The organism is Paenibacillus glycanilyticus, from assembly GCF_023715145.1.
Taxonomy (GTDB): Bacteria; Bacillota; Bacilli; order Paenibacillales; family Paenibacillaceae; genus Pristimantibacillus; species Pristimantibacillus glycanilyticus_A.
In genome coordinates, this window is sequence record NZ_JAMBNP010000006.1 from 124,049 (window position 1) to 148,631 (window position 24,583).

Here is a 24,583-nt window from a genome sequence, read left to right on the forward strand (position 1 = left end):
GCCATCACTACTCCGTCGGCTGATGAAGATAGATTTTTTTATGGGTCAGGAGCTTGGGACTGACATCGTAGCAGATTTTGATTTGAGGGTCATCCAAGGCGGAAAGATTTTTAACCGCAATCATATTGAAGCCGTGAGGAGGGCCTTCCAGATAAACGCGGTCTGGAGGAATAATCTCGACCGGTTTGCCGGTCATAGCTACGTTGGAGTTGTAATCACGCAGAGCGAAGATATGATACCCGAAGGATTGCAGGTATTTGACGATATCACTTTGATCGAGACCATTGCTCCAATCGACGTAATTGCGATGTACCTCGAAGATGATATTAGGCGCCTCTCCCGCCGGCAAATTCAATTGGCTCTCCGCCCCTTGAAGAACCGTCTGCTCCAGACCCTCAATATCGAGGAGAATCAGATCAAGCTTGCCGATTCCCTGTTCCTTCACGTAAGTATCAATGGAGGTAGTGGAGAACACTGCCGAATCCTCCTCCATTTGTTCCGACACCAGCTCCGCATGGGCAAAAGAATCCTCTCCGATCAGCTTCATCTTGCCCTCTTCGTTTTTCCATAAGCCGAGGCGCCATGCTTTCACATTGCCAAGCCCATTCCTTTCGGCATTATGCTGCAGCATATGGAACTGGGCTTTGTTCGGCTCGAAACAGTGTACGGTTCCATCCTGCGGCAGAATTTGCTTCGCAACGATAAGCGCCTGATCGCCAAAGTACGCCCCGCCAATCAACACATCCTTCGCCTGTCTTGCCAATATCGTCAGCAGCTTGGTCGTCTGAGGCTCCCATACATGATCGGGAAGGTCCGGCTCCGCGAGCCAAAAATCCCGCGCAATCTTAGTCCGGTAATAGAAATCAAAGGTTAGTCCTCCTTCAATCTCCTTCCTTAGAATCGTATTCTCATCAAATATGGCATCAAGTATAGGACCGGTTATCTCTTCCCTCATATGGACATCGCTGCGGTGCAGCCTTTCTTCCATCCGCTTGATGGCGGCAATCAGTTTCTGCTGGTCCATCCTTCTACACATCCTTCTCCATTAGGCTTGCTTGTTTCTGAAAAAGAATATGTAACACCAGGTCCGTTTAGTAGCCCTCAAGCTCTCCAATCCCAATAAAAAAACATCCAGCCCCATAAACCGGGACCGGATGCTTGATTAACTGATTTAGTTCTGCATAACGAAGTCTTTTGCAGCATGCTCATGATCGTCGTACATCTTGATTGTATTGTACTTCGTGTCGCGCTGCGCCGGGATTTTGCCGGACTCGCGGATAAGCTGAAGAATAAGTTCAATGTTTACTTTATGAGTCGTGCCTGCAGCCGATACCACGTTCTCCTCGATCATGGTGCTGCCGAAGTCGTTACAGCCGTACGAAAGCGACTGTTTGCCGATATCCGGACCCATCGTAACCCAGGAAGACTGGAAGTTATCGATATTGTCGAGCATGATGCGGCTGACCGCAACCATCTTCAGATATTCCTCCGGCTTCGACTTCTCGACTTTCTTCATGTTCGTATTGTCCGGTTGGAAAGGCCAGCATATGAAAGCGAGAAAGCCCTTCGAATCATATCCGTTCTCGATGCATTCATCCTGCGCATCGCGGATGCGAAGCAAGTGAAGCGCACGCTCTTCGGCAGTTTCGCCAAAGCCGTACACCATCGTTGCCGTCGTGTTCATCCCATGACGGTGGGCGGATTTCATAACGTCCATCCAATCGGTCCAGGAGCCCTTCAAACGGCTGATTTTGCGGCGGGTACGGTCATCCAGAATTTCGGCGCCGCCGCCGGGCAAGGAATCAAGGCCGGCCTCATGCAGCTGGCGGATAACCTCGTCAAGCGACAAGCCTTCCGATACTTCCTTCATCTTCTGAATCTCGGCAGGCGAGAAGGAATGCATCGTAATGTCCGGGAAATGCTGCTTAATCTCGCGAAGAAGGTCCGTGTAGTAGGAGAATGGCAGGTTCGGGTTAGTGCCGCCCTGCATCAGAATTTCCGTACCGCCTACATCCATGGTTTCCTGGATTTTATTAAGTATCGTTTCGTTCGAGAGGACGTAGCCCTCATTCGAGCCCGGCGCGCGATAGAATGCGCAGAACCGGCAATACACATCGCAAATATTCGTATAGTTGACGTTCCGGCCTACGACAAATGTCGTAATCGGTTCTGGATGGCGTCTGAGCATAAGCTGATTCGCAACCTCGCCCATTTTTTCAATTTCATCGGATTCAAGCAGCGTTACGCATTCGTCGAACGTAATCCGTTCGCCAAGCAGCGCCTTATCCAAAATCTGGTCCAACGTAGACATCGCAAGACCTCCTTATCTTTCCGTTCTTAATAGCTATCAATTAATCCTATCATATCTCGTTCTTGTCCGTCATCTTTCGTATGTTACGGAAAAACGAAAAAACACGGCCTGTCGCAAGCGACAGCCGCATTTTTCGCTTAATTTGAACGAAAACTATCCGCGCAGGGCAGCATCCAAATCGGCAATCAGATCCTCAATATCCTCAAGGCCAACGGAGTAACGAACGAGTCCGTCCGTAATTCCGCGCTCATAACGGACATCTCTTGGCATTGCCGCATGCGACATTTTGGCCGGGTAGGATAAAATGCTTTCCACCGCTCCAAGGCTGACCGCAACCAGCGGCAGCTGAACGCGGCTCAGAAGCGATGCGGCGCGCTCGCCGCTGCCTACGTCGAAGGATACGACAGCTCCGTAGCCCTTCGATTGCTTCTCGTGAATCTCACGGCCCGGATGATCCTCAAGACCAGGGTAAAACACTCTTGTTACCTCCGGATGCTCCGACAGCCATTCCGCCAGCCTGCGGGCGCTGCGCTCGCTGTGCTCCATGCGGGCTTGCAGCGTCTTCATGCCGCGCATGAGAAGCCAGCTTTCGTGAGCGCTCAGAACCGCGCCAAGACCGTTCTGCAGCTGATACAAGCGGCGTCCTAGCGCTTCATCGTTGGTTACGGCCAGTCCAGCCAGCACGTCGCTATGGCCGCTCAGGAACTTCGTAGCGCTGTGCAGCACGATATCTACGCCAAGCTCAAACGGACGTTGATGGTAAGGGGTCATAAACGTATTGTCGAGCATCGTCAGGAGACCTTTTTCTTTGGCCCAGCCCGATACAAGCGCGATGTCCGTGATTTTGAGCGTCGGATTGGAAGGCGTCTCCATAAAGATCGCTTTCGTATTGGGCTTCAAAGCCGATTGCACCTGATCAAAATCCGTCATATCAACAAAAGTCGTTTCAATATTGAATCGGGTCAGAACCGCGGTAAGCAGACGGTATGTACCGCCGTACACATCCTCCGTCACGATGACATGGTCGCCTGAAGACAGCAGCATAAACGCCGTCGAGATCGCCGCCATGCCGGATGCAAACGCAAAACCGCGCGTACCGCCTTCAAGCAAAGCGATATAATTCTCAAGCGCTTCACGCGTCGGGTTGCCGGAACGGCTGTAATCATGATGCGGCGGATTCGAAATATCAGCCTGATGGAAGGTTGACGCTTGGAAAATCGGCGCGCTCGAGGCACCTGTCTGTTCATCAATCTCGGCACCGAAATGCAACAGCTTTGTCGCAAAGTTGCGGGCTGCGATTTTCTCAATATTATGACGTTCACTCATTGCGTTTAAGCCTCCTCGATCTCTCGTTTTGCTGCAGCCAATGCCTGCTCGAGGTCCGCAATCAAATCATCTGCATGCTCAATCCCAACGGAGAAACGAAGAAGACGGTCGTCAACGCCGATTTTTTGACGGATTTCCACCGGAATATCCGCATGTGTCTGAACAGCCGGGTAAGTCATTAGCGATTCCACGCCGCCAAGGCTCTCCGCGAATGCGATCAGTTTGATATGGCGAAGGATCGGTTCCACATAACGGGCATCCTTCAAACGGAAGGAGAAAATGCCCGTGTTGCCCGAGGACTGTCTATTTTGCACGTCATGGCCGGGATGATGAGGAAGCGCAGGATAATAAACATCCTCGATAGCCTCATGCTCCATCAAGTAATTCGCAATCGCTGTTGCGTTAAATTGATGGCGTTCCATCCGAAGCGCCAGCGTCTTCATGCCGCGCATCAAGAGCCAGGAATCCTGCGGTCCAAGGACAGCGCCAAGAGAGTTATGCAGGAACGCCATCTGCTCGGACAACTCTTTGCCTTTCGTTACGATAAGGCCGGCAAGGACGTCGTTATGACCGCCCAAATATTTGGTCGCGCTGTGTACAACGATGTCTGCGCCAAGCTCAATTGGACGCTGGAAGAACGGGGTAAGCAGCGTATTATCTACAATGGTAAGGAGACCTTTGGACTTCGCCCAAGCGGATACCCGCTCCAGGTCAGTGATCATCATCAGCGGATTCGTCGGCGTCTCGATGATAACGGCCTTCGTGTTCGGCTGGAGCAGCTCGGACATGCCGTCAAGATCGTTTGTATCGACATAGGAAGCCGTAACGCCGTATCTGGTCATGATTTTTTCAAGCAAACGGTATGTGCCGCCATACAAATCAAGCGATACGATCAAGTGATCGCCTTGGCCAAACAAAGCGAAGATCGTTGTCAGAGCGGCCATACCGGAGCTACAGGCAAACCCTGCATCACCGGATTCGAGCTGAGCGGCCGCTTCTTCCAGCACAGTGCGTGTCGGGCTTTTGGTACGGGCATAATCAAAACCGGTGCTTTGGCCAAGCTGAGGATGGCGGAACGCTGTTGCCTGATAAATCGGGAAGCTGATCGCACCCGTAACTGGCTCCTTCTCGGAACCGATATGCGCAAGATGACTTTCAATTTTCATAAAATTCGTCCGTCTCCTTCGTCTTCGATAGTAGATATTTATTCTAGATACCTGCACCCAAATCATAAGGCGTTTGTTGGTATACATAATAGTTCAACCAATTCGAGAACAGCAAGTTCGCATGGGAACGCCATGTCGAATAAGGGAGTTTTTCCGGATTATCTCCCGGGAAATAGTTCTTCGGAAGGGCAATATCCATCCCTTTTGCTTTATCTCGGTCATATTCGTATTTCAGCGACAGCGGATCGTATTCTGAATGACCGCTGACGAAAATTTGCCTGCCGTCTTTGGAAGCTACAATATATACGCCGGATTCTTCGGATTCGGACAAAATATCCAGATCGCCGATATTCTCAATATCCTCGCGGCGAACCTCGGTATGGCGGGATTGCGGAACAAAGAACATTTCGTCAAAGCCGCGGAGCAAATTAACGTTTTGTTTCTCGGTCGTGTGCGGGAACACGCCAAAAATCTTCTTGTCCAGCTCATATTTCGGAACGCCGTAGTGATGGTACAGGCCTGCCTGCGAGGCCCAACAAATATGGAAGGTCGACGTAACCTGACGTCTGCTCCAATCCATAATATCCTTCAGCTCTTCCCAATAATTCACGTCTTCGAAGTTCAGATGCTCGACCGGAGCGCCCGTAATGACAAGACCGTCATAGTACTGATCCTTGATATCTTCGAATGTTTTGTAAAAGGATTCGAGATGCTCGTGCGATGTGTTCTTGGACGTATGCGTCTTTGGATGCAGCAGCACAATCTCAACCTGCAGCGGCGTATTGCCAATCAGGCGGAGAAGCTGCGTTTCGGTCGTTTCCTTCGTAGGCATCAGGTTCAATATGGCGATGCGTAATGGACGGATGTCTTGGTGGAAAGCGGTGCTTTCATCCATAACAAAAATGTTCTCATTGTTCAAAATCTCTTTGGCTGGCAGGGAATCAGGTACTTTAATCGGCATTGCGATTCACTCCTTTTCTTCGATATCGGCCTTCTCAACGCAAAAAAGACCCTTTCTGCCGTGAGAAAAGGTCGTGCGCTCGTCAAAAAAAGAGCTCTCGCCTCCCTCATCTCTCAGAAACTAAAGTTTCCGCAAGAATTAGCACCGTGCTTACGCCGGTTGCCGGGCTTCATCGGGCTAGTCCCTCCGCCTGCTCTTGATAAGAAAGTGGTTCTATTCGGTTGTTGAATACCAATTCTATTCTTAACTTTAATGGATTCTGTCATTCGCGTCAAGGACGTTGTTGACATATGCTGTAGAAGGCTATCACGAAGGGCAGTCGGCCCATTTTTCCGCTTGTATGTAAAGCATAAGCGGGAGTATACTAGACAAGGATTAAAAGCCGATTTTTCATAAAGAATAAAGGGTAAAGGAGTGCAAAAAGACATGGAAGGCGACCGACCTAAGCCTGACAACAATCGAATACGGCTGCTGCCGGATCTACAGTTGCTCAAGCGGGCGTTTGCGCTTTAAGTCCGTTTTCTTGCACGTTCATCCGGCAGCCTCCGGTACAAGAGAGGAGAAGCTCGGATGAAAATTCGTCATGTAAACAACGGGTTATTTACCCCGATCGAAGACATTAACGAGACGCTTGTTCCCGCCGCGGAAGGCTTCTATTGGATTGATGCCGACGTTGAGGATCTTGCCATTCTGCAGCCGCTGTTTGGCATGCATGATCTGGCCGTCGAAGACTGCCTGAGCGAAGAGGAGCAGCGCCCTAAGCTTGAAATTTATGAAAACCAATATTTTATTGTTATTAACAGTATCCGGTTTGATGACGAGGAGATTTTCCTTCGCGCGCTGAACATTTTTCTGGGCCGTCATTATATTATTACCATTACGAAGCAGAAGCTGAACGAGCTGCGCAGCTTGAAGCCTATTCTGTGGGAGCAGGAAGTTAACCGGCCGGACTACTTCTTATACCATCTCGTCGACATTGTAGTCGACAATTACTTCCTTGTAGGCGACCGGATCGACAATCGGATCGAGATGCTGGAAGAAGATATATTAATGAACACAAAAAAATCGCATCTGAACGAAATCATCGGTTTGCGCGGCGAGATTTTGTGGCTGAAGAAAGTGCTTGGCCCGCAGAAAGATCTCATCGCTACGCTGAACAAGCGGGATTTGAAACTGATCGATGACCAGCTGCAAAAGTACTTCAGCGACATTTATGAGAATGCCGTAAAAATCGCCGAGTCCTTCGATACGTATCGAGAGCTCATGGGGAACTTACGAGAAGCCTATCAGTCGAGCATCTCCGCCCGGGCGAACGAAATCATGCGCGTGTTCACCGCGATGACAACGATCTTCATGCCACTTACCTTTATTACCGGGATTTACGGAATGAACTTCGACTTTATCCCGGGGATGCATGTGCGCGGCGGATCGATTATCCTGCTTGGCATTATGATGGCTCTTGGAGCAGGAATGCTGATTGTGTTTAGGAAGAAAAAATGGTTATGAGTGTGGGGAGCCGCCCGGTGTTGGGGCGGCTTTTTTGCTGTCTGCTTTGTGGCTTGGGCGGTCGGGTCGGTGTGCTCCGGGGACGGGGGAAATCTCCCTTTCAGCCGCTGTTGCCCGTTTTTATCTTTACTAAAATTTCTAGTGGTGGATAAGAACGGACAAAGGCGGACGCTGCGCTCTTCAAGGGAGATTTCCCCCTTACCCCTGCGACCCTCCCCGACCGCCCCGCGCTCCCAGTACCGTCGCCGCCCGCAACCCGGGCAGCTCTGTGGGTAGAGCGCGAGGGAAGGCTCAGGTGCTGACGCACGAGCCTGATTATCGCTTACAAACAAAAGAACAGCCACCGCCTTAAGCAATGACTGTTCTTACACCGTTTATCACGAAACATTAGGCTTCGTCGTACAAATTCGCCGACAAATAACGTTCACCCGTATCCGGGAAAAGGACAACGATAGTTTTGTCCTTGTTCTCCGGGCGCTTGGAGAGTTCGCTGGCCGCGAATGCCGCCGCGCCGGAGGAGATGCCGACCAGCAGGCCTTCGCTGCGAGCCAGCTGGCGAGAAGTCCGGTAAGCATCTTCGTTTTTCACCTTGATGATTTCGTCAACGACGGATGCGTTGTAATTGTCAGGAATAAATCCGGCGCCAATACCTTGGATCAGATGCGCGCCTCTCTCGCCGCCCGATAATACCGGGGAGCTGAACGGCTCAACGGCCACGATCCGGACATTCGGTTTGAGCTGCTTCAAGCGCTCGCCTACGCCGGAGATCGTGCCTCCCGTGCCCACACCCGCAACAAAGATATCCACCTGTCCATCAGTATCGCGCCAAATCTCTTCGGCTGTCGTCGACTTATGAACCTCTGGATTGGCCGGATTGCTGAATTGCATAGGTATGTAAGAATTCGCGAATTGGGCAGCCAGCTCATCCGCTTTGCGGATCGCTCCCGACATGCCTTCCGATGCGGGCGTGAGCACCAGCTCCGCACCAAGCGCCTCCAGCAGCTTGCGGCGTTCAATACTGAACGATTCAGGCAAAATAATTATTAACCGGTAGCCTAATGCTGCTGCCGCAAAGGCCAGCGCAATCCCCGTATTTCCGCTTGTTGGTTCAATGATAACGGAGCCCGGAACCAGCTTGCCTTTTTCCTCCGCGTCCTTGATCATCGCATAACCAATCCGGTCCTTCACGCTGCCCGCAGGATTAAAGTACTCCAGCTTTGCTATCACTTTCGCAAGTGACTCCTGGCTCTTATTGTAATGAGTAAGCTCGAGCAATGGTGTATTGCCGATCAACTCCGTTAAATTGGTATAGATGTTTGGCATTGATGTATCGCACCTTTCGTCTTGGATCTCTACCCATTATAGCATTTGCGAGATCAATCTGAAGAATGCTCAAGCCGATATTTCCTCTGCCGCTTCGCGCGCGCCCTTTTCCAGGTTCACCTTCCATAATAGAGCAATCCCAATGACGAAGAAGGCAATCAGGGACAAAATCGCCAACCGGCTGGAGCCCGTGATCGTTCCCACAACCGAGAAAACAAACGGTCCTGCAAAGGAGGAGAACTTGCTCGACAGAGACAAAAAGCCAAAAAACTCGCCTGTCCGGGATGGCGGAACCAGATTGGCATAGATGGAACGAGCAACCGCCTGGCTGCCTCCCTGAACAAAGCCAACCATAATCGCCAGCGCGTAGAAATGAATGGCGCTTGTCATAAAGAAGCCAAGCCCAACAATAACGATATAGACCGCCAGCGAATAATACAGCATTCTTTTGGAACCAAAACGGCCGGCCAGCTTGCCGAACAGTATCGTGCAAGGCCAACCGACAAATTGCGTAATAAGCAGGGCAATAATCAGATCGCTTGTCTCAATCCCGATGCCCGCGCCATAAATGGTAGCCATCACGATTACGGTATTGATCCCGTCGTTAAAAAACCAGAAGGAAGCCATATACTTGAGCAGCTCCGGATATCGCTTAAGCAGCTTGAAGGTTTGCCCGATCCGGACAAAACCTGCCCTCACGATTTCTCCATTTCCATGATTCCCGCGCATCTTCTTCACTTGCTTAACGGAACGGAGGATGGGGATGGAAAATAGCAGCCACCAAATCCCTACCGTAATAAAGGCCATCTGGGTAGCAAAGGTTTTGCTCGGAAAACCAAGCATTTCCCAGCCTTCGATCATAATGACATTAATGAGAAGGAGCAAACCGCCTCCGGCATATCCATAAGCATAGCCCTGCGAGCTTACCCGGTCTCTTAGCTCCTGCGGCACGCCGTCCGCAAGCATCGCATCATAAAACGTATTCCCTCCGGAGTAGCCGATAGAGCCTAATACCATCAGAATGGAAGCCAGCATCCAATCCCCTTCCCCGGCAAACGCCATAAGAACACTGGACGAGACGCCAAGCAGCATGAATACGGATAAAAATTTCAGCTTGGATCCTGTATAATCAGCAATAGCCCCAAGGATAGGAGAAAGAACGGCAACCAGCAGCATCGCAATGCTTTGGGTGTATCCCCAATAGGTCTCCGCACGGTTGCCGGCAAGATGCACAGCCGCCACGTCGGAATAATAAACCGGCAGCACCGCTGCCATCATCGTAGTTGCAAAGGCCGAGTTTGCCCAGTCGTACATTTTCCAGCCACGCAATGCTCTTTGGTCCAGAACAAACGCCTCCATTTATTAGCTATTGGCTATACTTCAGCAATAGTTCGACAGTCCCCCATTTATTCCTCTTGCAACGAATGGCTATACAAAAAAATAACATTAACCGTTTGCGGCCATTCACGCTTCGAAGCATCTGTTTAAGATTTTTTGAAGCTTGCCTGCTTTTTTGCTGTAATCATCCATTTGCTTTATAATATAAGTGATTATGTTCGAGGGGGAATGGAATTGAATATTAGCCAGCTTGAAACGCTCCTCACCATATCGAAGACGATGAGCTTCCGCAAAGCCGGCGAACTGCTGAATTTGACTCAGCCAGCCGTCTCTGCTCAAATCAAGACACTTGAGGACGAGTTCAAGACAGTTCTCATCGATCGCAACCAGCCGGTTACCCTGACCGACCACGGAAAAGTTTTTCTGGACCATGCCGAGCGGATCCTTGCGGTTGTCGAGGAATTAAAGCAGAAGCTGTCCGATTTGAACGCGATACCTCAGGGCCATATTGTACTCGGGACAACCTCATCCATGGCCATTCAGATATTGCCTCGGGTATTATCATACTTCCAGGACCAGTACCCGCTTATCAAAACTACAATTCATACGATGCCTTCCTCGCAAGTACTGGCCAGTGTAGAGAACGGCTCTGTCGATATGGGCATTACTTACATCTCGGAAAAAAATCCGAATATGGACTCATCTATTCTTTATTACGACTCCTTTGTCCTCGTTGCTTCTCCCGCTCATCCATTGAGCCAAGTGGCGCATACTACAATAGATATGATCAAGGACTTCCCCTTTATCATGCTTGCGCCAGACACCTTGGGCCGCCGGTTCCTGGACCAGATCTTCAAAAAGAACAATATCCAGCCGAATATTATTATGGAGCTGTCGAGCAGCGAAGAAGTGAAGCGGATGGTCGAGATTAACCTTGGCATTGCCGTCGTATCCAAGCTGTCCATTGCCAATGAGCTAAAGCTTGGCTCGCTCAAGATCATCAAAGTCGTAGAGCTGGAACCGTATCACCCGGTAGCTGTCGTCTATAAATCCGGCAGGTATTTAAATACAGCCATGCAGCAATTTTTAAGCGATTTGAAAGGCATGCCAGAGCAATCTTTTCTTGGCAGCGAGTAAATCGCGGCTTTGGCCATTTTGGCAGCAATTCTTTAAGCTCATGCTTACGAAGCAAGAATCACTACTAATGGCCAATAACTTTGGCCATTTTGGCAGCAATTCTTTTTAGGAGGAACTCATAATGAAATTCGATTTGCACACCCACCACGAACGTTGCGGCCATGCCAACGGCACGATCGAAGATTATATTATCGCCGCACTTGACGCAGGCCTTGAAGTCATTGGCATCTCCGACCACTCGCCGTATTTCGGCAGCGAGCAGGATCAGCCTTTTCCCGGCATCGCGATGGCCCGCAGCGACTTTAAGAGCTATGTAGATGAGGTTCTTCGCCTGAAAGAGAAATACAAAGACCGCATAGAAGTGCTGCTGGGCATGGAATCCGATTTCTTCCCTAAGCATGCGGAGACTTACCGGGATGCCTACAAGGACGTACCGTTTGACTATTTGATCGGATCCGTCCATCAAGTGAGCGGAGTCAGCATCTTTAACCGCAACCGTTGGAAGGGCTTATCGGAAGAAAAACATATCGCTGAAAAAATATCGTATTACGACCTGATCCAGCAATCCGCGCGAAGCGGCATGTTTGACATATTAGGCCATATCGATGCGATGAAGGGCTACTATCCGGCCTTCTCCGATATTCCGGCCGATGAAGCGATTGATGATACGCTCCGTGTTATTGCGAAGTGTGACGTTGCTATCGAGATTAATACCTCCGGCAGCACCAAGGATGTTGGCGGCTGGTACCCATCCGATGTGATTCTCGAGAGAGCGCTTCATTTCGGGGTAAACGTTACCTTTGGCTCTGACGCCCATAAGCCAAGCCGCGTAGGCGACGAATTCGAGCTTGTCCGCAAGCGGTTGAAGGAAATCGGCTTCTCGCAATGGGTGTTCTACCGCAAGCGCCAACAAATCATCGTTCCGCTATAACACAGAAGGCAACCGCTTTGTATCTTACAAAGCGGTTTTTTATATCCGGACAAAAAAAGTGGACCTGTGCGATCACAGGTCCAAAATCGATATATTAAAAGGGGGTCTTGTTTATTATAATAGCCTAATAATATGTTTGTACCGTAACAGAACTATTTCAATTGTGTAACAAATTCAGGTAGGAGATGACATCTCATGTGGCTCGCAATCGCGGTCGGCAGCGCTGTGCTGTTTGGACTGGCAGGTTGGTGGATGAAGGTTAGCCAAATGCGCCGGGGACATGCTTCGGTTATGCTATTTGGGCTGTATGCCACGGGAACAGCCGGGTTTGGCATTCATGCGGCAGTGGAAGGATCCTTTCGAGAATTAAGCGATTACCGGGTATGGCTGGCCGGTATAATTATCGGGGCAGGCTCCGCCCTTGGCAATGCTTTATTTATGAAGGCACTGGACTATGGCCCTGCAGCTTTGACGTCCCCGCTTACGAATATGAATATCGTGCTCGTTATCGCGCTTGGCACGCTTTATTATGGCGAATCCTTGCACGCGACGGAAGCAACCGGGATTGTATTGCTGCTGGCGGCAGTTGTTATGATCTCGTACAAAAAACAGTCAACCTCCACCTCCGTCCAATCTGGCTGGTACCTGTACGTGACGGCTGCCATCCTGTTCTTCACGTTCCGAAACGGAGGACTAAAAGTGACGGAGGAGCTGGGAATATCAAGTGCACCCGTCCTGTTTATCGGATATGCTTTATCCCTGATCTGGTTTGCCTTCCCGCTTCGCAAGGCCATAGACCATGCAGCCTTCCGGACAGGCTTGAAGCTTGGATTGCTAGCCGGCGTTTTCTCTTATGGAGGACTTCAATTATATGCCGTTGCCTTGGCCACAGGACCGTCCAACCTTGCCGCGCCAATCTTCGCAACGAACAGCCTTGTAGTTGCCGCGGGATCCATTCTCATCTATCAAGAAAAGTTAAACCGTGTCCAATGGGCTGCTTTCGCCCTGACCATTGCCGGACTTGTTATTATCCGTATCTAGCCCGCATACATAAATGCAAAGCACCTCTGGTGCCTGTTCATGACAGGATCCAGAGGTGCTTTTCCTTATCTAGCTTATTTCAGCAATGCGTCAATCGAGAAGTCGCCGGCGCCTGTAAAGGCTACGCCAAGAAACACGGCAATTAGAACCAGGTTGTATTCATAACCGTTTTGCGTTACCCACAAGCCGTTTGCTCCATGCACTTTCGCGATTGCGATAATCATCGTAATGATGAGCAATGCTGCGCCAACTTCAACCCAGAGGCCTGCTCCGAATAGCAAACCGCCTGCTACCTCCAACAAGCCTGCAACGGCTGCCATCAGTACGCCGGGTTTCATTCCGATCGACTCCAGCCATCCGCCGGTTCCTTTCAAGCCGTATCCGCCAAACCAGCCGAACAGCTTCTGCGTACCGTGGCCAATCATAAGCAAGCCAATAATAACCCGAATAATCAATAACCCTGTATCTAACATTTAGTACCTCTCCCTTTATCTATTCTCATAAGTTTTGTGAGCGGCCGCTCTTGATGCACTAATAATAAAGTATGTTACTTACTTTAGTCAAGTATGTAAAATAAAAATAGCAAATACCCTATTTTGGATAGCGGAACGAACTTACTTTTCCAAAGAACATATGCTACAATATAGGTAGAAAAAGGGGTGATCGCGTTGGATTATTCAACTATGTGCCCAAAGTATGAAGCTGCGGCCGACATTTTAGGTAAGAAGTGGACAGGACTTATCATTCGGGTCATGCTTGGCGGACCTAAACGGTTCAAGGAAATTAAAGAACAGATTCCCGAGATGAGTGACAAAATGTTAACGGATCGGATGAAGGAATTAGAGAGTCAAGCTATTGTGAAACGAACTGTCTATCCTGAAATGCCTGTTCGAATCGAATATGAACTAACGCCGAAGGGTCGGGAGCTCCAGCCGGTTATTGAGTCCATTCAAAACTGGGGCGAGCACTGGATGTAAGAAGTAAGTCATAAAAAAGCTGTGTCATATAAGGATAGTTCCTATCCTCAATGGCGCAGTTTTTTTGCATTGGTTGACTTTCACCCTTATCTATTTTACTATATTGATAATAGTTATCATTATCAAATGAAGGGAAAGAATAAGCCCCCCGATTTACGGAGGGCATCCTTCTTAGCCAAGCCATTTTTTGAACAATTGTTTTGTAGTATCACGGTTGATAGCAGCAATCGAAGTGGTAAGCGGAATACCTTTCGGGCAAGAACGTACGCAGTTTTGCGAGTTGCCGCAGCCTTCGATACCGCCGTCTTCCATCAAAGTCTCCAGACGTTCAGCCTTGTTCATCTCACCAGTAGGGTGAACGTTGAAGAGGCGAACCTGGGAGATCGCTTGCGGGCCGATAAAGCTGTTACGATCGTTGACGTTCGGGCAGGCTTCCATACAAACGCCGCAAGTCATGCATTTCGACAGTTCGTAAGCCCATTGGCGCTTCTCTTCAGCCAGACGCGGGCCAGGGCCCAGATCATACGTACCGTCGATCGGAATCCATGCTTTAACCCGTTTCAGCGCGTTGAACATGCGCTCGCGGTTAATAACAAGGTCACGCACGACAGGGAATGTGCGCATAGGCTCAAGGCGAACCGGCTGTTCCAGCTGATCGATCAGCGCGCTGCAGGCCTGGCGAGGCTTGCCGTTGATCACCATCGAGCAGGCGCCGCATACTTCCTCAAGACAGTTGGATTCCCAGCATACAGGAGCCGTGTTTCCGCCGTCCGATTTTCTCGGATTACGCTGAATCTCCATTAAGCCGCTGATAACGTTCATGTTGGCGCGGTAAGGAATCTCAAACTCTTCGGTATAAGGCGCGGAGTCTGGTCCGTCTTGGCGGGTAATAACGAACTTTACGGTTTTTGTTGCTGTCGTTTGAGCCATTGTTATTCTCCTTTCTTCTTGTTAGCTGTATAGTCGCGTTTACGCGGTTTGATCAGGGAAGTATCCACTTCCTCGTAAGAGATTTGCGGACCTTCAGGTGTCCAGGTTGCTTTTGTTGTTTTGAGGAAGTCCTCGTCATTACGATCCGGGAAGTCCGGCTTGTAATGCGCGCCGCGGCTTTCGTCACGGAGCAAAGCACCAAGTGTCATCGCTTCGGACAGCTCAAGCATGTTCCACAATTGACGCGTGAACGCTACGCTGGAGTTGTTCCATTTTGCAGTATCGTTGATGTTGATGTTCTGGTAACGCTGCTTCAGCTCTTTGATTTTGTCGATTGTAATCTTCAGCTTGTCATTGAACCGTACAACGGTCATATTGTTGGTCATCCACTCGCCAAGCTCCTTGTGAATGACGTAAGCATTTTCGGTACCGTTCATGCCCAGAATGTTGTTGTACTTGTCCGTTTGACGTTTCTTCTCGCGGTCAAATACCGAAGAAGCAACATCTTCAGACGATTTCTTGAGGCCTTTGATGTATTCAACCGCTTTAGGGCCGGCAACCATGCCGCCAAAGATCGCGGAGAGCAGGGAGTTAGCGCCAAGTCGGTTTGCACCATGATATTGGTAGTCACATTCGCCGGCTGCGAAGAGACCAGGAATGTTCGTCATTTGGTTGTAGTCAACCCACATGCCGCCCATCGAATAGTGAACCGCAGGGAAGATCTTCATCGGAATTTTACGAGGGTCGTCACCCATGAACTTCTCGTAGATCTCGATGATACCGCCGAGCTTGACGTCAAGCTCCTTCGGATCTTTATGCGACAGATCGAGGTATACCATGTTCTCGCCGTTGATGCCAAGCTTATCGTCAACGCATACGCTGAAGATTTCGCGTGTTGCGATATCGCGCGGAACCAGGTTGCCGTAGGCAGGATATTTCTCTTCAAGGAAGTACCAAGGCTTGCCGTCTTTGTACGTCCAGATCCGGCCGCCTTCACCGCGTGCCGACTCGGACATCAGACGCAGCTTGTCGTCACCCGGAATTGCCGTTGGGTGAATTTGGATAAACTCGCCGTTTGCGTACTGAACGCCTTGCTGGTACACCGCGCTTGCTGCAGTACCCGTATTGATAACGGAGTTAGTTGTTTTACCGAAGATAATGCCAGGACCGCCGGATGCAAGAATAACTGCGTCCCCAACGAAAGTATGTACTTCCATCGTACGCAGGCTTTGTGCCGAGATACCGCGGCAGATGCCTTCGTCATCCAGAACGGATCCAAGGAATTCCCAGTGCTCGTATTTCGTTACGAGACCGGCTGCTTCCCAGCGGCGAACTTGCTCGTCCAGCGCGTACAGCAGCTGTTGGCCGGTTGTTGCGCCCGCGAATGCCGTACGGTGATATTGCGTACCGCCGAAACGACGGAAGTCAAGCAGACCCTCTGGCGTACGGCTGAACATAACGCCCATGCGGTCCATCAAGTGAATGATACCAGGTGCAGCTTCGCACATCGCTTTTACCGGTGGCTGATTGGCGAGGAAGTCGCCGCCGTATACGGTATCGTCAAAGTGTTCCCAAGGGGAATCGCCTTCACCTTTTGTATTAACAGCGCCGTTAATGCCGCCTTGCGCGCAAACGGAATGGGAACGTTTTACCGGCACGAGGGAGAACAAATCCACATGCACGCCCGCTTCCGCCGCCTTAACGGTTGCCATGAGGCCTGCAAGGCCGCCACCAACGACGATAATTTTATTTTTAGCCATAACGTTTCGCTCCTTGTCTAAATACTACTAACCGATATTGGTCAATGCCAATGCGGCACTTGCTGCTTCCTTGAACTCGTCTCCTGTGAAAGCTACGAGGGACAGAATGAACAGCGCAGCTACAAGAACAAAGATAACCATACAAACATTCGCCGAAACCTTTTGCGCTTTCGGAGAAACGGTAATACCCCAGCTGATCAAGAACGCCCAAAGGCCGTTGCTGAAGTGGAATACCGCAGCGAGAATACCGATGAGATACAGAATAAACAAAGCAGGGCTGGTCGCGATATTATGCATGGTCGAGCCAAGCTCTTCATGCGTAACATTGCCAAGCGCTACCTGCACGCGAGTCTCGAACACGTGCCAGATAACAAAGATAAAGGTGATAACCCCTGTTATACGCTGCAACGTAAACGCCCAGTTACGCTCATATTTGAAACGTCCCGAGTTGAGGTTCGACTGATAAGCCATATACAAGCCGTAAACACCGTGGAACAAAATCGGCAGATAGATGCCGAAGATCTCGAGCAGTGTTACGATAGGCAGGCTGTTAATAAAATGAACCGCATTGGTAAAGCCTTCAGGCCCCCGCTCATACGCCTGAAAATTGGCCAGGGCGTGCACGATGATAAACCCACCAAGCGGAATCACCCCAAGCAGAGAGTGAAGCTTGCGCCAGTAGTACGAATTTCCTTTCATTAATACTTCTCCTTTCCAGTGCTCCATGACATTTTTACTCTTGACAAACCATTCTACATTGTACCCCCGGCTCTTTCGTCCGTCAACAAAAGTCGACACCAGATGCGAAAGTTTTACGCCCACTTCCGATTTTCACTGCGGGGCCCCCACAAAGTACTCTAGGGTATTGAATTTGTGAACTTTCCGTGTATATCACCTCTTTAATCCTACTCCTTTTCGACTTATAATGGAATTGCATATTTATTATAATTTATTATAACCAATTCACATAAGCGATCGGAGAGAACAGGATGATCGAAGAATTTAATATGTTCGCTGCCATTGTCGAGCATTCCAGCATGAACAAAGCAGCGCAGCTGCTTAATTTGTCCCAGCCGGCCCTATCCCGCAAGATCGCCAAGCTTGAAGAAGAGATTGGCGCCAAGCTGTTCGAACGTGTCGGAAAACGGCTGGAGCTGACTCGCGTCGGACAGTTGACCTACGAGTATGCCGTTACCCTGCGCAAGCTTCATCGCCGTTACATGGATTCCGTTGCGGAATATACGGCAGCAGGCAGAACGTCCATTACCATCGGCGCAAGCTTGACGACCCTTCAGACAACCTTACCCGATTTCATCAAGACGCTAAACGCCAGCCACCCCGAGTTCGATATCAAGGCCGTAACGGGCAAGACCCATGAGATTGTCACGCTTGTGCGCGACAACAAAGCGGATATCGCCATCATCGCGTCCATGATCGAGGACTCCCAGCTTCACTGCGTCCCGCTGTTTGACGATCATCTGCTGCTTGTCATTCCGACGAGCGTTGCCGTTACGAATCAGGACTCTCTTTCAATAGAAGATCTGAATGGACTGCCGATGATTTTGTTCTCCAAGGGAACCTGGTACCGCAAATTGACGGACGAAGTATTCGCCAAGTACCATCTGCAGCCGGATGTCCGGATGGAGATCGACTCGTTCGAAGCGATCGTGCGTCTTCTTCACACCTGCCGCGCGGCTACACTGCTCCCGCATTCCTATATGCGCAAGCAGCTTCTGGACGACAACGAGCTTATTGTTGTCCCCATCCGCGAGCTTGAGGACACCAAGCGAACGACTTGTCTTATCCATAACGATCCTTCCGATCTTCATCCTGCTGTTCGCAAGTGGATTTCGGAGTTGGGTTAGATCTGGGTTTTGCCTTTGTTTCCGCTCTCGGTCTTTCGCTCTTGGCTCTTCGCTCTTGGCTCTCTCTCCTCCCTTCAGGGAGGACAGTGACTGCGCTTTTTAGCGCTTCATTGTCCTTCTTTACATTCCCGCGCGAGGGGGGATGGATGGGTGCGGGGCGAGGTGGGAAAGGGGTATCTCTGGAGGAGCGAGGCGTTCGCCTTTGTCACTTCCTTTGCTACAACTATGTAAACCTAATCAGAGCAAAGGAATGACAACAGCGGCCGTAAGAGATACCCCGTCCCACCGAGCCATCCCGCCCCATCCATCCCGACCATCATCATAGCAAGGCAAATAAATAAGGACAGAGAACGCTAACTGCGCCCACTGTCCTTATCATCACCTGATTATGGTTTCTTCAAACTGTTCAATCTGGTCGTTTGTGCCGATCACGACCATGACGTCCTTTTGCGTTACAACATCCGTCGCCGTAGGAGCAATAATAATGCCGGAAGGCTTGTTAATGGCTACGATGCTGCACCCGAACCGGGCCCGCAAATTCAATTCATGAAGCGATTTGCCATTCAGACAATTGGGTACCGAAAGCTCGGCGATGGTATATTCCTTCGACAGCTCAATATAATCGAGCAGATTCGGAGAGACCAGCTGATGGGCAACCCGGATGCCCATATCTCGTTCCGGATAAACCACGCGGTCCACGCCAATCTTCTCCAGCACGCGTCCATGCAGCTCGCTCATCGCTTTTGCCACTACCCGCTTCACGCCAAGATCCTTCAATAATATCGTCGTCAGAATACTCGCCTGAATGTCATCCCCAATGGCTACAACGCCGCAGTCAAAATTACGAACGCCAAGTGATCGCAGCGTCTCTTCATCGGTGCAATCGGCCGATACCGTATACGTCAGCACGTTGCTCATTTCCTGCACGGCTTCTTCATCCCGGTCGATCCCCAGCACCTCATAACCCAGCTTTATAAGCTCTCTTCCAAGACTCGAGCCAAACCGCCCTAATCCTACGATCACAAATTGATTGTTTTTCATTCTTGCCCTCTATTCCCCTATCCAATCGTAATTTTGCCTTCCGGATACCGGTACAGCTCTTTCTCTGTTTTTGGTCCAAGCGCGTAAGCCAGCGTAAGGGGACCCAGCCTGCCGGCGAACATCGTTAATGCAATAACCATCTTTCCAAATGACGTCAGTTCAGGCGTAATGCCTGTCGTGAGGCCAACCGTGCCAAAAGCCGATGTTGTCTCGAATAAAATTTTCAGAAACTGCTGGTCTTCGGTCGTGGACAGCAGCATCGTTACCAATATAACTAGCGTGAGCGACAGCATCGTGATCGTCAGCGCCTTGAAGATCCGGTCCTTCCCAAGTCTGTAATGGAAAAGAACAATATCTTCGCGGCCGCGGATCATCGCGATTACCGCTCCGACCATCGTTGTGAAGGTTGTTGTCTTGATCCCCCCGCCGGTCGAGCCCGGCGATGCGCCGATAAACATCAGGATAATGGTAAAGAATACGGTAGCCTGCCGCAGATGGGCGTAGTCCAGCGTATTGGCTCCCGCCGTTCTCGGCGTGACGGACTGGAAGAAGGATGACAGGATTTTGCCTCCCCAATCCAGAGATCCAAGGGTCCTACTGTTCGAAAACTCGAATATAAAGATGACAATGGCACCAACTGCGATTAGAGCTCCGGTTGTGGACAAGACAACCTTGCTATGAAGAGAAAGCCGTTTATTTTTCCGGAATTCCAGTAAATCCGCCATTACGACAAAACCTAAACCGCCTAATATGATAAGCAGCATGGAAACGATATTAACAAGAGGATCGCCTACATACATCGTTAAGCTGCGGAAATTGCCAAAGATATCAAAGCCTGCATTATTAAAGAAAGAGATTGAATGGAAGACGCCAAACCATGCTGCCTTGCCAAACGGCATATCAAAAGCAAATCGAACAGCAAATAAAAGGGCTCCAACCAGCTCTATCGTTAAGGAATAAAAGATGACTCTCCGGATTAACCGGACGATCCCCTCCATACTTGTCTGGTTCATCGCTTCCTGAAGGATCAGACGTTCCTTCAGCGAAATTCGCTTGCGCAGTACAAGCGCGATCAAGGTGGCCATCGTCATGAAGCCTAAGCCGCCGATTTGAATCAAGGTTAGAATAATGATTTTGCCAAAGGCGGAGAAGTATGTACCTGTATCCACGACAACTAGGCCGGTAACGCAGGTAGCAGATGTAGCCGTAAACAGCGCATCAATGAAAGGCAGCCGCGATCCGCTAGCAGAAGCAACAGGCAGCGTGAGCAGAAATGCCCCAAGTACAATGATCATGGCAAAGCCGAATACAAGGATTCGCGGAGGTGACCATTTTAGGATATTGAAATATTTGGACATATACTCTCCTTTATCATGGACCTCTCTTCATTTGAGCATAAAAAAAAGCACGGGAACCCCCATGCATACGTGAGCCCTGTTCCACACAGCCTGCGAGGTTAGCTGACGGATTCGGGCCTGGAAAGGCAGCCCTATTCGAGCGGATGCTCGAAATTCACCCCATGCTGGCGGATTGCTCCGGACAACGTTTGGTTCCCCCGTTTTCGAAAACGAAATTCGGCTGATGCTATTCAATTCCTATAACGTTAACGATTATACGCCCAAATGACAGGTGCGATCAAAATGAGCATAAGGGGTAATTAAGGGGAATTCGTTCAAAAACAGTCAATCGCATGGAGCAGCGGGTCGCTAGCTGGCTGCAAGTCCTTATTTCACCGCTTTCCCCTCGCATCCTCTACTTTCGCCCGCATTGGATAATTGAGGTTAATAGTGGTACAGTTACAATAGTCAAGCATCGCCTGAATTCGAATTGGAGGTTTTGTATGATCCCTTCCATCAACCCTCATGATTGGAAAAAGTTTCTGTGGGCTGCTGTTGCAGGTGCTATTATCTTTTTCTTTACCCAGATCGGCCCTGCGGCATCGGACCAGCTTTTCTCAAGCTCAACAACTGAAGTCATTGCCAAAAGCGAAGCGGCGTTAACCGCCGAGGAATTCGCCAAGCAGCAATTTGGCGTATCCGTCTCATCTGCTCATACAATTTATCAGACCGATAGTTTGGCAAACGGATATTTTTCCAAGGAAGATCTGCTCGGCACTTATGAAAAAAAGTACGATGCCAAGTTCCCGACTGATACGTTCCAGGTCAATCTGGATCTCGAGGACGGCAGCAAAGCTTATGTCTATGTTCATATGACAAACGGCAGCATTGCAGGCTGGCATTGGCTTGGCGCAGAGACTGCGGCTAACGGCAATCTGGTTGAAACGTCAGCGAAGGATTTTGCCGTAACCAAAGGGTTCCGTTCCGAAGAGCTGGACAGCTTGTACATTAATGATGACGGCGATGCCGTATTGCATCCGGACGGTTATAAGCTTGGAGATGCCTCCCTTGAACTTATCGTAGGCGTTGGCGTAGTTAAAGATAAGGCGGTCATAACCAGATACAAGCCGGCTTTCCAGGCTCCCGCGGAGTACATAACGTATGTGGAAGGCCAGAAAAAGACGGGCAGCGCGCTCTCGGTTATCAGCCTGATTTATATGTGCTTTATCTCGCTGGTATTATCCATTATCTATGCTATCTTGTACCGCAAACACACGACCTTCAAACGCGGTCTATTTATCAGCTTGGTCTTCATCGTGTTCTATATTTACAACAACCTGAATGTGATGGACGGGATCTTGGCGACCTTCGGCGAGCAGAGCCGATCAGATGCCGAGATGAACGCAACCATTATCATTACCGTCGTGCTGCTAATTCCGGTTGGCCTTGCTGTCTATTTCGCTCTCGTCGCCGGCGACGGAATGTGGCGCTCGCAAAAACGTCCGTTATGGCCGGGTTTCCGCGAACGCGGTTACGGTGACCACGTATGGCGCAGCGTTGGGTTATCCTATCTCTTCGCCGCCATTATATTGGGCTGCCAAGCTGTCATTATGATTGCCATGAAGTTTATAGCCGGTTCTTGGGCAACCAGCGACGCCACTCAATCTTCCTATAATACAAACATGCTCTGGCTTATGCCGATGATGGCCTGGTGCGCCGCGATTTCCGAAGAAGCCATTTTCCGTTTGTTTGGCATCGCCTTCTTCAAGAAGTGGTTCAAAAATACGTTTATTGCCACTTTGATTCCCACCGTCATGTGGGCGCTTGGACATGTCGGCTACCCGATCTTCCCGTTCTATACCCGGATTGTGGAGCTTGTTATTCTCGGCACCGTGTTCTGTCTTATTTTCCTCCGCTACGGCTTTATTACCGCAGTATTCACCCATGCCATACTGGACAGCCTGATCATGGGCTTCGAGCTCGTGAGCGTTGGAGGAGGCTTAAATATAACCGCTGCCCTGATTTATGCCGTGCTGCCTGTCATCATCGCATGGGTAATTAGATACTGGCATAACCGAAGGCATATACCTGTCTAAACAGACTTGACCTATAAAAGGAATGTATCTCGACGAGATACATTCCTTTTTTTGCGTTTCATCCGGCTGTTCAACAAGCCCATTTAATAGAAAGGGTAACTTTGTCCAAGCTTAATTCCAATCATATTAATATAATCTATTAAACCAATAATGGAGGTGATAGGATTGGCAATCAAAATCAGCGGTTATAGCTCTAGTCGCTCAAGCCAAAAATGCAATAACCAATCGGGCAAAAAATCCGGCGGCCAACACAAATCGTCAGGAAAGAAAAAATCGGGCGGGCACAAGTCGGGCGGCAAAAACCGCTGCCAGCACAAATCCTCGGGCAAAAACGACGGAAGCAAGTCTTCCGGATGCTGCTACCAGGACAAATCTTCGGGCAAATGCGATCAACACAAATCTTCAGGCTGTCATGACAATTCAGCAATTCCGTACAACAAAGAAGAAAAATCGAGCGGCAAAAGCAATTCCAAATATGCTCACAGCATCCTCAGCAAGCTGTCGCTCGGACAAGTTATTCATCGCGTGACGCTCGATAACGGGAAAGATCTCGACAGAGTGAAATGGGCAGGCTTCCAGAACGGAAACGCTACTTTCTCTGCAGTGAGCTACAAAACAAATTATATCGTATATGTTCCACTGAACAAAATTACAAGCATCGCTTTGTAAGGAAACAGGACAAGGAACTATTTCGTTCGTATGTCCACTCCTGTACAAGAGCAACTCTAGCATTCTTCATATAATCTAGTATTACGTTCATGAGGAGTGATAGAATTGCCAAAAAACCAAAGCTCGGGTGGTAATCAAAGTCCTGGCGGCAACCAAAGTCCCGGCGGCAACCAAAGTCCTGGCGGCAACCAAAGTCCTGGCGGCAACCAAAGCCCCGGCGGCAACCAAAGCCCTGGCGGCAACCAAAGCCCTGGCGGCAACCAAAGCCCTGGCGGCAACCAAAGTTCTGGCGGCAATCAAAGTCCTGGCGGCAATCAAAGTCCTGGCGGCAAAAGTGCAGGGGCTAATAAAGCTGGAGCTAGTAAAGCCGGGGGCGGCAAATCCGGAGGCAACAAATCCGGCAAAGGCGGTTCTGACAAAGCCGGTGCCGATAAAGCTAACGGCGGCAAATCCGGCGGCAACAAATCCGGCAAAGGCGGTTCTGACAAAGCCGGTGCCGATAAAGCTAACGGCGGCAAATTCGGCGGCAACAAATCCGGCAAAGGCAATTCTGACAAAGCCGGTGCCGATAAAGCTAACGGCGGCAAATCCGGAGGCAACAAATCCGGCAAAGGCAATTCTGACAAAGCCGGTGCCGACAAAGCTAACGGCGGCAAATCCGGAGGCAACAAATCCGGCAAAGGCAATTCTGACAAAGCCGGTGCCGACAAAGCTAACGGCGGCAAATCCGGCGGCAAAGGCAATAAAAACGGCAAATCCGGTGGCGGAAACGCCGGAGCCGACAAAGCTAGCGGCGGCAAATCCGGAGGCAGCAAATCCGGAGGAAAAGGCAATAAAAACGGTGGCAAAGGCAAGTAATCACAAAATG

General features: G+C 50.0%; 22 protein-coding genes and 2 riboswitches. Of the genes, 9 read left to right on the forward strand and 13 right to left on the reverse strand.

Going from position 1 to position 24,583, the window contains the following annotated elements; translation table 11 throughout:
* Positions 1 to 7: 7 nt before the first annotated feature.
* From M3194_RS17925 to metA, 5 genes are all read right to left on the reverse strand, one after another.
* Positions 8 to 1,024 (reverse strand): FkbM family methyltransferase, encoded by a 1,017-nt coding sequence (locus M3194_RS17925; RefSeq protein WP_251655455.1) that lies wholly within the window; start codon positions 1,022 to 1,024, stop codon positions 8 to 10.
* Positions 1,025 to 1,171: 147 nt separating this feature from the next.
* On the reverse strand, positions 1,172 to 2,311 hold the full coding sequence (gene mqnC, locus M3194_RS17930; RefSeq protein ID WP_251655456.1) for a cyclic dehypoxanthinyl futalosine synthase: 1,140 nt from the start codon (positions 2,309 to 2,311) through the stop codon (positions 1,172 to 1,174).
* Between the two features lie 153 nt (positions 2,312 to 2,464).
* Complete coding sequence (locus tag M3194_RS17935; protein ID WP_251655457.1) at positions 2,465 to 3,637, reverse strand: trans-sulfuration enzyme family protein; 1,173 nt, start codon at positions 3,635 to 3,637, stop codon at positions 2,465 to 2,467.
* Positions 3,638 to 3,642: 5 nt separating this feature from the next.
* Positions 3,643 to 4,803: an aminotransferase class I/II-fold pyridoxal phosphate-dependent enzyme gene (locus M3194_RS17940; protein ID WP_251655458.1), complete on the reverse strand. Its 1,161-nt coding sequence runs from the start codon at positions 4,801 to 4,803 to the stop codon at positions 3,643 to 3,645.
* Between the two features lie 43 nt (positions 4,804 to 4,846).
* Positions 4,847 to 5,764 carry a homoserine O-acetyltransferase MetA gene (gene metA / locus M3194_RS17945; protein WP_251655459.1) on the reverse strand — a complete coding sequence of 306 codons (918 nt, stop codon included), beginning with the start codon at positions 5,762 to 5,764 and terminating at the stop codon, positions 4,847 to 4,849.
* 103 nt (positions 5,765 to 5,867) lie between these two features.
* A riboswitch (SAM riboswitch) is annotated at positions 5,868 to 5,970 on the reverse strand.
* A gap of 364 nt (positions 5,971 to 6,334) precedes the next feature.
* Between metA and corA the strand changes: the two genes are divergently transcribed.
* Entirely contained in the window at positions 6,335 to 7,270 is a 936-nt protein-coding gene (gene corA / locus M3194_RS17950; protein WP_251655460.1) for a magnesium/cobalt transporter CorA, read from the forward strand.
* Positions 7,271 to 7,657: 387 nt separating this feature from the next.
* On the opposite strand, the gene cysK is transcribed toward corA, so the two are convergent.
* Both cysK and M3194_RS17960 read right to left on the reverse strand, forming a co-directional pair.
* On the reverse strand, positions 7,658 to 8,593 hold the full coding sequence (gene cysK / locus M3194_RS17955; RefSeq protein WP_251655461.1) for a cysteine synthase A: 936 nt from the start codon (positions 8,591 to 8,593) through the stop codon (positions 7,658 to 7,660).
* Between the two features lie 69 nt (positions 8,594 to 8,662).
* Entirely contained in the window at positions 8,663 to 9,907 is a 1,245-nt protein-coding gene (locus tag M3194_RS17960; protein ID WP_311291203.1) for an MFS transporter, read from the reverse strand.
* A 258-nt stretch (positions 9,908 to 10,165) separates the two neighbouring features.
* Between M3194_RS17960 and M3194_RS17965 the strand changes: the two genes are divergently transcribed.
* The 3 genes from M3194_RS17965 to M3194_RS17975 all read left to right on the forward strand — a co-directional run bounded on the left by M3194_RS17965 (position 10,166) and on the right by M3194_RS17975 (position 13,040).
* The gene (locus M3194_RS17965; RefSeq protein WP_251655462.1) at positions 10,166 to 11,068 is read left to right on the forward strand and encodes a LysR family transcriptional regulator; all 903 of its coding nucleotides are present in this window, start codon (positions 10,166 to 10,168) and stop codon (positions 11,066 to 11,068) included.
* Between the two features lie 121 nt (positions 11,069 to 11,189).
* The gene (locus M3194_RS17970) at positions 11,190 to 11,999 is read left to right on the forward strand and encodes a histidinol-phosphatase (RefSeq protein WP_251655463.1); all 810 of its coding nucleotides are present in this window, start codon (positions 11,190 to 11,192) and stop codon (positions 11,997 to 11,999) included.
* Positions 12,000 to 12,194: 195 nt separating this feature from the next.
* On the forward strand, positions 12,195 to 13,040 hold the full coding sequence (locus tag M3194_RS17975) for a DMT family transporter (RefSeq protein WP_251655464.1): 846 nt from the start codon (positions 12,195 to 12,197) through the stop codon (positions 13,038 to 13,040).
* 74 nt (positions 13,041 to 13,114) lie between these two features.
* On the opposite strand, the gene M3194_RS17980 is transcribed toward M3194_RS17975, so the two are convergent.
* Positions 13,115 to 13,513 (reverse strand): DoxX family protein, encoded by a 399-nt coding sequence (locus M3194_RS17980; RefSeq protein WP_251655465.1) that lies wholly within the window; start codon positions 13,511 to 13,513, stop codon positions 13,115 to 13,117.
* A 195-nt stretch (positions 13,514 to 13,708) separates the two neighbouring features.
* On the opposite strand from M3194_RS17980, the gene M3194_RS17985 reads away from it, so the two are divergent.
* Entirely contained in the window at positions 13,709 to 14,017 is a 309-nt protein-coding gene (locus M3194_RS17985; RefSeq protein ID WP_251655466.1) for a winged helix-turn-helix transcriptional regulator, read from the forward strand.
* A gap of 171 nt (positions 14,018 to 14,188) precedes the next feature.
* Here the strand turns inward: M3194_RS17985 and sdhB are convergent, their stop codons facing one another.
* From sdhB to M3194_RS18000, 3 genes are read right to left on the reverse strand one after another with little or no spacing between them, the layout of a single operon-like run.
* Complete coding sequence (gene sdhB, locus M3194_RS17990) at positions 14,189 to 14,947, reverse strand: succinate dehydrogenase iron-sulfur subunit (protein WP_251655467.1); 759 nt, start codon at positions 14,945 to 14,947, stop codon at positions 14,189 to 14,191.
* 2 nt (positions 14,948 to 14,949) lie between these two features.
* Positions 14,950 to 16,707 carry a succinate dehydrogenase flavoprotein subunit gene (gene sdhA, locus M3194_RS17995; RefSeq protein WP_251655468.1) on the reverse strand — a complete coding sequence of 586 codons (1,758 nt, stop codon included), beginning with the start codon at positions 16,705 to 16,707 and terminating at the stop codon, positions 14,950 to 14,952.
* Between the two features lie 27 nt (positions 16,708 to 16,734).
* Positions 16,735 to 17,406, reverse strand: coding sequence for a succinate dehydrogenase cytochrome b558 subunit (locus M3194_RS18000; protein ID WP_251655469.1), 672 nt, complete (start codon positions 17,404 to 17,406; stop codon positions 16,735 to 16,737).
* 290 nt (positions 17,407 to 17,696) lie between these two features.
* Here M3194_RS18000 and M3194_RS18005 point away from each other — a divergent pair, with 290 nt between their 5' ends.
* Positions 17,697 to 18,572 carry a LysR family transcriptional regulator gene (locus tag M3194_RS18005; protein ID WP_251655470.1) on the forward strand — a complete coding sequence of 292 codons (876 nt, stop codon included), beginning with the start codon at positions 17,697 to 17,699 and terminating at the stop codon, positions 18,570 to 18,572.
* 378 nt (positions 18,573 to 18,950) lie between these two features.
* Here the strand turns inward: M3194_RS18005 and M3194_RS18010 are convergent, their stop codons facing one another.
* Both M3194_RS18010 and M3194_RS18015 read right to left on the reverse strand, forming a co-directional pair.
* Entirely contained in the window at positions 18,951 to 19,613 is a 663-nt protein-coding gene (locus tag M3194_RS18010) for a potassium channel family protein (protein WP_251655471.1), read from the reverse strand.
* A 17-nt stretch (positions 19,614 to 19,630) separates the two neighbouring features.
* Positions 19,631 to 20,971: a TrkH family potassium uptake protein gene (locus M3194_RS18015; RefSeq protein WP_251655472.1), complete on the reverse strand. Its 1,341-nt coding sequence runs from the start codon at positions 20,969 to 20,971 to the stop codon at positions 19,631 to 19,633.
* A gap of 72 nt (positions 20,972 to 21,043) precedes the next feature.
* Positions 21,044 to 21,203, reverse strand: a riboswitch (cyclic di-AMP (ydaO/yuaA leader).
* A gap of 250 nt (positions 21,204 to 21,453) precedes the next feature.
* Here M3194_RS18015 and M3194_RS18020 point away from each other — a divergent pair.
* From M3194_RS18020 to M3194_RS18030, 3 genes are all read left to right on the forward strand, one after another.
* A complete protein-coding gene (locus M3194_RS18020; RefSeq protein ID WP_251655473.1) occupies positions 21,454 to 23,046 on the forward strand; it encodes a CPBP family intramembrane glutamic endopeptidase in 1,593 nt (530 codons plus the stop codon).
* A 165-nt stretch (positions 23,047 to 23,211) separates the two neighbouring features.
* Positions 23,212 to 23,715 (forward strand): hypothetical protein, encoded by a 504-nt coding sequence (locus tag M3194_RS18025; protein WP_251655474.1) that lies wholly within the window; start codon positions 23,212 to 23,214, stop codon positions 23,713 to 23,715.
* Positions 23,716 to 23,820: 105 nt separating this feature from the next.
* Positions 23,821 to 24,573: a hypothetical protein gene (locus M3194_RS18030; protein WP_251655475.1), complete on the forward strand. Its 753-nt coding sequence runs from the start codon at positions 23,821 to 23,823 to the stop codon at positions 24,571 to 24,573.
* Positions 24,574 to 24,583 lie beyond the last annotated feature (10 nt).